The 9613-nt window shown below is 62.1% G+C and carries 8 protein-coding genes and 1 pseudogene; 6 read left to right on the top strand and 3 right to left on the bottom strand.

All coding sequences use genetic code 11. From position 1 onward, the window contains the following. Window positions 1-194: 194 nt before the first annotated feature. The 3 genes from QCD75_RS18700 to QCD75_RS18710 all read right to left on the bottom strand — a co-directional run bounded on the left by QCD75_RS18700 (window position 195) and on the right by QCD75_RS18710 (window position 3540). Window positions 195-1412: an ROK family transcriptional regulator gene (locus QCD75_RS18700; protein WP_301230930.1), complete on the bottom strand. Its 1218-nt coding sequence runs from the start codon at window positions 1410-1412 to the stop codon at window positions 195-197. Window positions 1413-1606: 194 nt separating this feature from the next. After that, the gene (locus tag QCD75_RS18705) at window positions 1607-2464 is read right to left on the bottom strand and encodes a sugar phosphate isomerase/epimerase family protein (protein WP_301230931.1); all 858 of its coding nucleotides are present in this window, start codon (window positions 2462-2464) and stop codon (window positions 1607-1609) included. 44 nt (window positions 2465-2508) lie between these two features. Further along, a complete protein-coding gene (locus QCD75_RS18710; RefSeq protein ID WP_301230932.1) occupies window positions 2509-3540 on the bottom strand; it encodes a zinc-binding dehydrogenase in 1032 nt (343 codons plus the stop codon). Between the two features lie 474 nt (window positions 3541-4014). Between QCD75_RS18710 and QCD75_RS18715 the strand changes: the two genes are divergently transcribed. The 6 genes and pseudogenes from QCD75_RS18715 to QCD75_RS18740 all read left to right on the top strand — a co-directional run. After that, on the top strand, window positions 4015-5421 hold the full coding sequence (locus QCD75_RS18715) for an ABC transporter substrate-binding protein (RefSeq protein ID WP_301230933.1): 1407 nt from the start codon (window positions 4015-4017) through the stop codon (window positions 5419-5421). 33 nt (window positions 5422-5454) lie between these two features. Beyond that, window positions 5455-6435: a carbohydrate ABC transporter permease gene (locus QCD75_RS18720; protein WP_301230934.1), complete on the top strand. Its 981-nt coding sequence runs from the start codon at window positions 5455-5457 to the stop codon at window positions 6433-6435. Next, the gene (locus QCD75_RS18725; RefSeq protein WP_301230936.1) at window positions 6435-7295 is read left to right on the top strand and encodes a carbohydrate ABC transporter permease; all 861 of its coding nucleotides are present in this window, start codon (window positions 6435-6437) and stop codon (window positions 7293-7295) included. The genes QCD75_RS18720 and QCD75_RS18725 overlap by 1 nt, the downstream gene beginning before the upstream one ends. 2 nt (window positions 7296-7297) lie before the next feature. Beyond that, on the top strand, window positions 7298-8470 hold the full coding sequence (locus QCD75_RS18730; protein ID WP_301230938.1) for a Gfo/Idh/MocA family protein: 1173 nt from the start codon (window positions 7298-7300) through the stop codon (window positions 8468-8470). A gap of 1 nt (window position 8471) precedes the next feature. Then, window positions 8472-9482 (top strand): Gfo/Idh/MocA family protein, encoded by a 1011-nt coding sequence (locus QCD75_RS18735; RefSeq protein WP_301230937.1) that lies wholly within the window; start codon window positions 8472-8474, stop codon window positions 9480-9482. An 11-nt stretch (window positions 9483-9493) separates the two neighbouring features. Beyond that, window positions 9494-9613 (top strand): annotated as a pseudogene (locus tag QCD75_RS18740) (sugar phosphate isomerase/epimerase); the annotation flags it as partial.

A 9613-nucleotide genomic window follows, 5' to 3' on the forward strand; every position in this document is an offset into this window, starting at 1 on the left:
TCTGCTCCGCTGCCTGCTCCCCCAGGTCGCTAAAGAACGTCTCCCGGTCCTGAATCTGTGCGTAATGCGTCAGGCTGGCCTCCCGCCACGCCTCCTGTGCTTGCCGTACTTGTCGCTGACCCACGGAAGGCTGGAAAGTCTGTCAGTACCAGAGTCTGTAAGTCGTTTCCCGCAGACCCAGAGCGGATATTACGTCAAGCTGAGTAAGTCGCAGTCAAGGCCTCTAGGTTTTCCGGCTCGAGAACATGTTCGATAGCCATGATTCCTGCCCCGATGACCCCGGCGTCGGCCCCGGTGCGGGCTTGAACGATTGAAAGGTGCTGGGTAGCCAAGGGGGTGGAGCGTGAATAGACAACTTCCCGCATCCCCGCGATGAGCTGTTCACTCGCTTCAGCCATCGAGCCGCCGATAACAATAACGGACGGGTTGAGGATGCTAACGCACATGTTGAGGACCTCACCTATATCCCTGCCCGCCTGGCGAACAGTCTGGCTCGCCAGGAGGTTTCCTTTCTGGACCAGGGCAACCACGTCACTGTCGCGCTCCAGTTCTACGCCCTCAGCCCTCAGAGCCGCCGCCATAGCCGGCCGTCCGGCAATGGCTTCCAAGCACCCGATATTGCCGCACCGGCAGGCGATGCCTGCCGCCCGCCCGATTGCAATGTGCCCAACATCGCCTGCAGAGCCGTCGGCACCGCGCTGCAGCTGTCCGCTGCTGATGATTCCGGAGCCGATGCCCGTGGCGACTTTGACGAAAATCATGTTGTCGGACTCCGGCCACGCCACGGCCCGCTCGCCGAGAGCCATGATGTTGACGTCGTTATCCACTAGCACAGCCACGTCGTAGCTGCGCTGGACATAGCGGGGAACATCGAATCCGTTCCAACCCGGCATGATCGGCGGCTGCGAGGGTTTCCCGGAAGAATGCTCCACCGGACCGGGAAGCCCGATGCCTACAGCGACGACATCACTCTTTTTCCGCCCCAGCCCTGCCACCAGTGAATCGATTGTGGCCGTGAGCCATTCGAGCACCGGCTCGGGTCCCGCAGCGATTTGGATCTCCTCAGTGCCCTTGCTCAGGGTATTTCCGGCGAGATCCATAATTGCCACCGTGCCGTGGGTTGCACCGATATCCGCTGCCGCAACCACCCTCGCGGTGGGGTTGAACGCCACCAGGGCCGACGGCCTGCCGCCGGTGGAGGCCGCGTCACCGACTGGGGCAATGAAACCGGTCTTCATCAGTTCGTCAATGCGCGACGTGATGGTGGAGCGTGCAAAGCCAGTAGCTGCCGACAGTTCAGAACGCGTGCGCGGCCTGCCGTCCCTCAGTATCTGGAAGAGCTCGCTCGCACCGAATCCGGGCGCATGCTTTAAGACTCTCGTGCTTGGAGACTGGCCGTCTCCGTCGGTCAAGGTCCGCGTCAAGGTCATCAAGGCCCTTTACTGCTAGGGCTCCGCGCGGCAGCGGGAGCGGTGGTTGTAGTTGAATCCTCATGACCGGGCTTACCGTTGCTTGAGTTCCTTCTATCATTAGACCAAAGATGACAGACGCCGTGCAGAAGTACCGGGCCCCACCTGGCATGTGTCACGACACCGGTCCCGATCTCTTACTTGGTCAGGCCGTTGTAGGCACTACGCACGTAGGCGTCGGAGGCCCTGAGTTCCCGGCCAATCTTTTCCAGGCTCCAGCCGTGGGTTCCGTGGCACTTTATGCTGGCTGCTCCTTGGTAGCCGGCGCGCTGAAGCTCTGACAGCAGGAACCGGTGGTCCAGCGTCCCTTCCGGTGAAGGGAGCTGCTTCTCGCCGGGACCGAAATTCAGTCCGTCCACGCCGTGGCGGTAGGAGCGGTCCACGTCCCAGATGTAGTAGTAGTAGAGCCTCTTGCGCTCGGTCAGGAAGGCGATGACTTCGCTGATGGTCTCCTGCATGACCCACATGTGCGGGGGCGCCAGACAAACGCCCAGGTAGGGATCGTCGATGTCGCGGACGAGGCGCTTGATCTGGGCGAACGTGTCCACCCCTTCATCCCACCGTTTGTCTTCGTTGCCGCCCGCTTCGAAATCGGCCGAAAAGGGAACCGTGAGGTGGTTTTCAACCGCGATGCGCACGCCTGCCTTGGCGCCTGCTTCCACTATCGGCGGCAGGAAGGTCCCGACAAAGTCGGGGTAGTTGGCTTCGCAGTCGAAAATGACCGTATCGATCCCCAGATCGGCCGCAAACTGGACCCGCTCCAGGATCTCGTCCTGATTCTTTCCGTAAACCGTGAGACCGCACGCCTTCATGCCGTACTTCGCCAGGAGTTCGCGGATCTTTCCGGGGTCATCGCCCGGGTGGACGTGGTGGGCCAAGGGCGCGGCCGAAGACCAGAGATTCACCTCAGTGAAGCCGATGTCCGCCAGGTCTCTGACTGCATCTTCGAGTGACATGTCGTGGTACGGGAGGATCTCTGCGGTGTAGCGGAACATGCTGCTTGTCCTTTTCTTAGATATCGACGCTGAAGCTTGCGGTGTCAGTTCCAGACGAATACGGCTTTTTCGGTCTCGCGCCGATCGAAGGCTCCGAATGCCTGCTCGGCGTCTTCCAGGGAATATTCGTGACTGATGATGGCTTCGACGTCCACTTTGTTGTCATCGACAAAGCGCAGGATCTCCTGCCACTCGCCCAAGGGGAAGTACCAACCGCCGACCACGGTGAGGAGCTTGCGGATGACCTGGTCGCTGGGGTTGATTTGCGTGGCACGGGATTCGCCAACAAAAGCGACGCTTCCCAACTTCGCCGCCGAGTCCAGAGCGGTGTTCTGGCCCGCGGGGTTGCCGGAGCAATCAATGGCGACTTCGACACCGCGGCCACCGGTCAAGCCCAGAATCGCGTCAACGGCGTCAGCGTCTTTGCTGTTCACGACGCTGTCTGCTCCCAGCGCGCGGGCCTGCTCCAAACGCTCATCGAGGATGTCGACGGCGATCACCCGGGCACCGAAGGCTTTTGCAACGAGTACGGCGGCCGAGCCCATCGGGCCCAGGCCAATTACTGCAACAGTTTTGTTGCCGCTGACGCCCATCTTTTTCTGCACGTGGTACTGACTACCGATCATGTCGGTCATGACCGCCCCGGCCTTGAAACTGAAATGAGCCGGCAACGGCAGGGCGTTCCGGGCCGCAATGGTGAAGTACTCCGCATCCCCGCCCGGGAAATCAAATCCGAAGCATTTCCATTCAGGGCAGAGCATCGAATAGCCCTGGCCGCAGTATTCGCAGTGGCCGCACCCGACGGCCAGGTGTGCCGCCACGCGGTCGCCCGCCTGAACACCTGTGACTGCACTTCCGACTGACACCACGACCCCTGCTGCCTCATGGCCGGGCACCACATCACCCGTATCGGCCGATTCGCCGCCGACAATCGGGTTGCCGTAGTAAAGGCTCATATCGCTTCGGCAGATAGCCGAGGCCATTGTCCGCACCAGTACTTCGTGAGGCTCCGGCTCCGGACGTTCCCTGTCGGCAACGAGGACCTTCTTGTCCCCCGGAAGAATTACTGCACGCACTGTTGCGTCTCCTTCGTATTGACCTTGCTGTCTGTTGAATGTCGCCGAACGAAATGAAGGTGCCGTGGCAACGAACCCTCTGTGAGGGCCACTCTTCGCGTCATCAGGTTGAATCCCTGTACCGATTATGACATCGGACACATGGCCTATGTCAATAGACAAGCAAAAGCTTGATTACTGACAGTCAATAGTTGCCGGATTGGTTCTTAGCCCTGCAGACAAGCTCCGTTGGCTGCTCCGATGCCCCGCACAGTCGCCGCCAAGCCGGCTCCGGACCGGAGATAACGCGGATTAATGGCTGAACGCAGCCGGAAGTGCGATTCCTTCTCGCAACTTTTGCTTGACTACCAACAAAAGTCACCCTAGTCTGTTGTGAGGCGGATCACCGCCCGCGATCACTGGAACGGCGCCTGCTGCGGTTAGAGACAGGCACCGAAGACGAAAGACAGGCCCATGTTCAAAACTCAGAGTCGAGTGTCAAAGTCCCGCTTGGTGGCGGGGCTGGGTGTCGCGGTGACGGCCGCCCTGTTCGCAACGGGCTGCACAGCCGAGTCCCCCAGTCCCAATGCCAGCGCCGCGAAGCCGGCCGAGCTGAGGATGCTGTACACAACGGACGAGGCCAATAGCGCGGCTGTGGCGTCGCTGGTCCCGCAGTTCAAGGAAAAGCTGGGAATCGACCTCAAGATCGACAACCAGCCCTATGACGCCCTCCAGCAGAAGGTCTTTTCCGAGTTCGCATCCAGCAGCAGCTACTACGACATCGTCGTCGTCGACACTCCGTGGGCACCTGCCCTGGTCCAGAACCTGGAACCGCTGACCCCCTACCTGCAGAACAAGGATCTGAACCCGGCGGTGGCTGATTCCAACGTCGGCGACTTCATCCCCAAGGTTTTCTACGACACAGCCGTCTACAACGCTGAGTCGCCGCTCAAGCGATACCCGGAAGAAACGGCCAAACCGGACCCCTCGGCGATCAAGAGCGCCGGATTCGACATTTACGGGCTTCCGATCCAGTCAAACGTCGCCGTCATGGGATACCGCAGCGATCTCTTCAACGATCCTCAGCAGCAGGCAAACTTCAAGGCCAAGTACGGCAAGGACCTGAAGGTTCCGACAACGTGGGAAGAATACGCCCAGGCGGCCGAGTTCTTTACCCAGCCGGACAAGAACCTTTACGGCACGACCGTAATGGCCGGCGTCGGAGACTGGGCTACCGATGATTTCAAGACCCTGCTGGCTTCCTTCGGCGGAGACGGCACACTGGTGGACCAGGACCTGAAGCTTGCCTTCAACACTCCGGAGGGCGTCGAGGCGCTCAGCTACTACGCGAAGCTTGCCCAGAGCGGCCATGTACCGCCGGGCAGCACCTCTGCCGACTGGGGAACCACCGCGGAGTCCTTTGACAGTGGACTTACCGCGATGACGATCAACTACCACGACCTCAAGCTGGCGGACAACGTCAAGGGCGGCACCATCGGCTACGCCCCGGTGCCCACGGCTGAAGCAGCGGGCCCGCACTTCGGAACCTGGATGCTGAGCGTGAACAAGAATTCCAAGAACAAGGAATGGGCCTACCAGGCGATCAGCTGGCTCACGGCTGCCGAACAGCAGACAGCGATGACCGCAAAGGCCCTGCACCCGAGCCGCGCATCAGTGTTCGCGTCGATCAAGAGCGACAACCCGATGGCGCCCTTCTACGAGACGCTCGGCAAGTCCCTTGAAGTTGGCGTCGGGCGGGCACGCTTGAGCAACTACACGGAAGTCAGCCACGAAGTAGCCGTCGCCGTGAACAATGCGGCAACCGGTTCTTCCTCGCCCCAGGACGCCTTGAAGACGGCGGCCGACAAGGTGTCAACCCTCCTCAAGTCAGCCGGCTACTGACGTGTCGCTCACCTCACCTAAGGAGCACCAAACATGAAATCCGCAGTCACAGTGCCCGACGCTGGATTGAAGGTTCAAGGCGCCCGTCGTGCGGACGGGCGCAATTCGACCGCTCCGCACGGCACCAAGCGGCCGTCGTGGAGGAAGCGTTCGCTCCCTTGGGCCTATATGGCCCCCGCGATGATCGTCCTTTTGCTGATGACGGTCGCTCCAGCCATCTTTATCTTCTATTCAGCTTTCCGGAACGATAAGATCCTCGGCGGCGCCGGCCGGTTCGTCGGACTGAACAACTTCGTCGAGGCAGTTTCGAACGCGTCGGTCCGCAACGCGTTCGGCATAACGCTTGCGTTTGTGGCCGTGGCAGTCATTTTGGAGATGATTCTGGGCTTTGCGCTGGCCTTGCCGCTGGCGGCACAGACTACCGCTAATAAATGGGGGGCCGCGTTGATGCTGCTGCCCTTCGCGGTGACACCTGCCGTCGCGGCAATGGTCTTCAAGCAGTTGCTCAATCCAAACTACGGGTGGGTCGGCTACTACCTGGGGTTTCTGGGATTCCCGAAGGGAGTCGATCTCCTCGGCGACCCGACTTCCGCCTGGATCGTTCTCTTGATCCTTGACATGTGGCAGTGGACGCCCTTCATTGCACTGATTCTGATGGCGGGACTCCAGTCCCTGCCGGCAGAACCACGGGAAGCCGCCATGGTCGACGGTGCGAGCCCCTGGCAGATGTTCCGCCACATCACCCTGCCGGGCATGGTGCCCTTTATCGCAATCGCGGCGGTCCTCCGCACCATCCAAGCCTTCAAGACCTTCGATTCATTCAAAATCCTGACCGGCGGAGGCCCCGGCGAATCGACCGAAATCATCAATCTCGGCATATACCGCGTCGGTCTTCAAAGCTTCAACGTGGGCCTGGCCTGCGCCCTGGGTGTGATCTTCCTGATCATTCTCTCGCTTCTGGTGCCGCTCATGCTGCGCGTCATCGGCCGCCGGTCCGATCCTGAGGAAATGTAATGACTACTACTTCACCATCCGTCCGCCGCGGGTTAATTGCTCGCGTGATTGTTGGACGCACCTTCCTGTGGGCCTGGCTTCTGGTGGGCCTCGTGCCTCTGATCTTCATGCTCATCACCTCCATCAAACCGGCCGGTCTTGCGAACCAAATACCGCCGGCCTGGGTGTTTACACCGACGCTGGAAAACTACGCCTCCGTGCTGACGGCGGGGGACGGAAAATCCGAAAGTTTCGGTCAGCTCCTGTTCAACAGCGCCATCGTGAGCCTCGGCGCGACGTTGCTGGCCATCGCCGTCGGAGTGCCCGCAGCCTATGCCCTGACGATGAGGGATTTCCGGGCACGAAAGGGCCTGTCTTCCTGGATTCTCTCCACCTACATGTTCCCCCCGATCGTTGCGGTAATCCCGATCTTCGTCTTCGCCGGCCGGCTCGGTCTCATCGACACCTACCCCGTGCTGATCATCCCCTACGCCGCCTTCAACCTGCCCATCGTGGTGTGGATCCTCCGCAGCTCCATCCTGCAGCTGCCGTACGAGATCCAGGAAGCAGCGATGGTGGACGGCGCGTCCCACTGGACCATTCTTCGGCGCATCATCTGGCCCCTGCTGGTACCGTCGGTGGCCACGGCAGCCGTGCTGACCATCGTCCTGTCCTGGAACGAATTCCTTTTCGCCCTGTCCCTCACCCGCAGCGGAGCAAAAACAGCTCCGGTGGGCCTGCAGCAGTTCACCGGCATGTACGGAACGGACTGGGGCAACATCACCGCCGCGTCCACGCTCATCGTCGCGCCGATTCTCGTATTGATGATCGTGCTGCGCCGGCAGATGGTCGCCGGGCTGTCCTTTGGTGCCGTGAAGTGACGATGCCCGACGAAAGCAGGATCACCGACAGGCCCTTGGGAGTAGCACTGATCGGCTACGCGTTCATGGGCAAAGCCCACTCGAACGCCTGGCGGAACGTTGCCAGCTACTTTGATGTCCCGGCCTTCGAACAGAAAGTCCTCGTCGGCCGGGACCCGGCAGGGGTTGCTGCCGCAGCGGACAAGTACGGCTGGTCGGAGTCAGCCACGGACTGGCGCGCCGTCCTGGACCGTGATGACATCGACATCGTCGACATCTGCGCCCCTGGCTTTATGCACGCCGAAATCGCCATGGCGGCGCTGGCCGCAGGCAAGCACGTCCTGGTGGAAAAGCCCCTGGCCAACACCCTGGCGGAAGCCGAAGCCATGGCGGAAGCCGCCCGGGAGGCCCGTGCGAGTGGTGTGCAGTCCATGGTGGGCTTCAACTACCGCCGCGTCCCAGCCTTGGGACTGGCCCGGGAGCTGATCGCCGAAGGCCGGATCGGAACCGTCCGGCATGTGCGTGCCGCCTACCTTCAGGACTGGCTGGCGGATCCGGAGTCACCCATGAGCTGGCGTCTGAAGCGGGAAGCGGCCGGCTCCGGCGCCCTTGGTGACATTGCCTCCCATGCAATCGACCAGGTGCTGTTCCTGCTCGGAGACCACATCACCGAGGTTTCGGGGCGGACGCACACGTTCACGACGCACCGCCCCGGGGCGCAGGGCCGGGAGGAAGTTACGGTCGACGACGCCGTGTGGGCCACGCTGACGCTCGCCTCGGGGGCCATCGCCTCGGTCGAGGCCTCCCGGGTGGCCACGGGCCAGAAGAACTCGCTCAAACTGGAAATCTACGGCGACAAGGGTTCCCTCTTGTTCGACCTGGAGGATCTGAACGAGCTGGGTTTCCTGGACGCCACCGTCCCGGTCCGGGAGCAGGGCTTCCGCCGGATCCTCGTCAACGAGCCCGAGCACCCTTACATCGGTGCGTGGTGGCCGCAGGGTCACATCATCGGCTGGGAGCACACCTTTACGCACGAGATCCGGGACTTCCTGGCGGCCATCGGCAGCGGGACCGGGCCGTCGCCGTCGTTCGACGACGGCCTGGCTGTCCAGCGGGTCCTCGCCGCCGTGGAGGAAAGCTCGGCTGCGAAGAGCGCGCTGATCCAGCTGGCGTCTCGCGTCAGAGAAGGGGACTGACATGTCCGGCCCGCTTCGGATCGGGGTGCTGGGGGCATCCCGGATCAGTCCGACATCCATCGTTGAACCAGCCAGGCTGACGGGCGCCCGCCTGGTAGCAGTGGCCGCCCGTCACCGCGCCCGTGCGGAGAATTTCGCGAAGCAACACGGAGTCGAACACGTCCACGACACCTATGCCGACGTTATTTCGGATCCGGAGGTCGAGGTCATTTACAACCCCCTCGCCAACGGCCTGCATGCCGGGTGGAACCTGCTTGCGATTGCTGCAGGAAAACATGTCCTGTCGGAGAAACCGTTCGCAGCTGACGCTCCGGAGGCCCGGGAAGTCCGCGACGCCGGCAAGCGCGCCGGGGTCGCCGTCGTGGCCGGTTTCCACTACCTCTACCACCCCGTGACAAAACGGCTTCACGAATTGCTGAGTTCCGGCGAGCTCGGCGAGCTGCAGCGGGTCGAAACGACCATGACGATCCCGCCCCCGGCACCGGAGGACCCGCGCTGGTCATTCGCCTTGGCCGGCGGCGCGTTGATGGATTTGGGCTGTTACAGCCTGCACGCCGTCCGCGCGATAGCGCCCTGGGCAGGCGGCGAACCCCGGCTCGTCGATGCCCGCGGCGCCGAACGCGCCGGCCTGCCGGGCGTGGACGAATGGGTCGATGCCAATCTGGTGTACCCGTCAGGAGTAACAGCATCGGCGCGGTGCCACATGGCTGGAGGCAGCCGTGAGATGACTTACCGCCTCATCGGAAGCAAGGGTCAGGCCACGGTGGCGAATTTCGTTCGTCCGCACACCGATGATCGCCTGTTCGTAGATACAGTTGCAGGCAAGCGTGTGGAGCACCTCGGAACGCGTTCTTCCTACACCTACCAGCTCGAGGCGTTCACGGCGCTGGTGCGTCGTGGAGTCCCGATGCCCACCGACAGCGACAATGCCGTTCAGACGATGGAATTGATCGACGAGTGCTACCGGGCCATCGGACTTGAACCCCGTCCCCGCCACCGTCCCGCAGACTGAAGGAGCCTGACATGCCCCGCCCGTACACCTTGTTCACCGGCCAGTGGGCCGACCTGCCCTTCGAGGAAGTCGCCAGGCTTGCCTCCGGCTGGGGCTACGACGGACTGGAAATCGCCGTATCCGGGGACCAC

This window comes from Arthrobacter sp. PsM3 (genome assembly GCF_030433895.1).
In the GTDB taxonomy this organism is placed as follows: Bacteria; Actinomycetota; Actinomycetes; order Actinomycetales; family Micrococcaceae; genus Arthrobacter.

Bases quoted from the DNA above. Each gene is read 5' to 3' on its own strand.
- QCD75_RS18720 (WP_301230934.1), top strand. From the start codon at position 5,455: ATGAAATCCGCAGTCACAGTGCCCGACGCTGGATTGAAGGTTCAAGGC.
- QCD75_RS18730 (WP_301230938.1), top strand. From the start codon at position 7,298: ATGCCCGACGAAAGCAGGATCACCGACAGGCCCTTGGGAGTAGCACTG.
- QCD75_RS18735 (WP_301230937.1), top strand. From the start codon at position 8,472: ATGTCCGGCCCGCTTCGGATCGGGGTGCTGGGGGCATCCCGGATCAGT.
- QCD75_RS18705 (WP_301230931.1), bottom strand. From the start codon at position 2,464: ATGTTCCGCTACACCGCAGAGATCCTCCCGTACCACGACATGTCACTC.
- QCD75_RS18725 (WP_301230936.1), top strand. From the start codon at position 6,435: ATGACTACTACTTCACCATCCGTCCGCCGCGGGTTAATTGCTCGCGTG.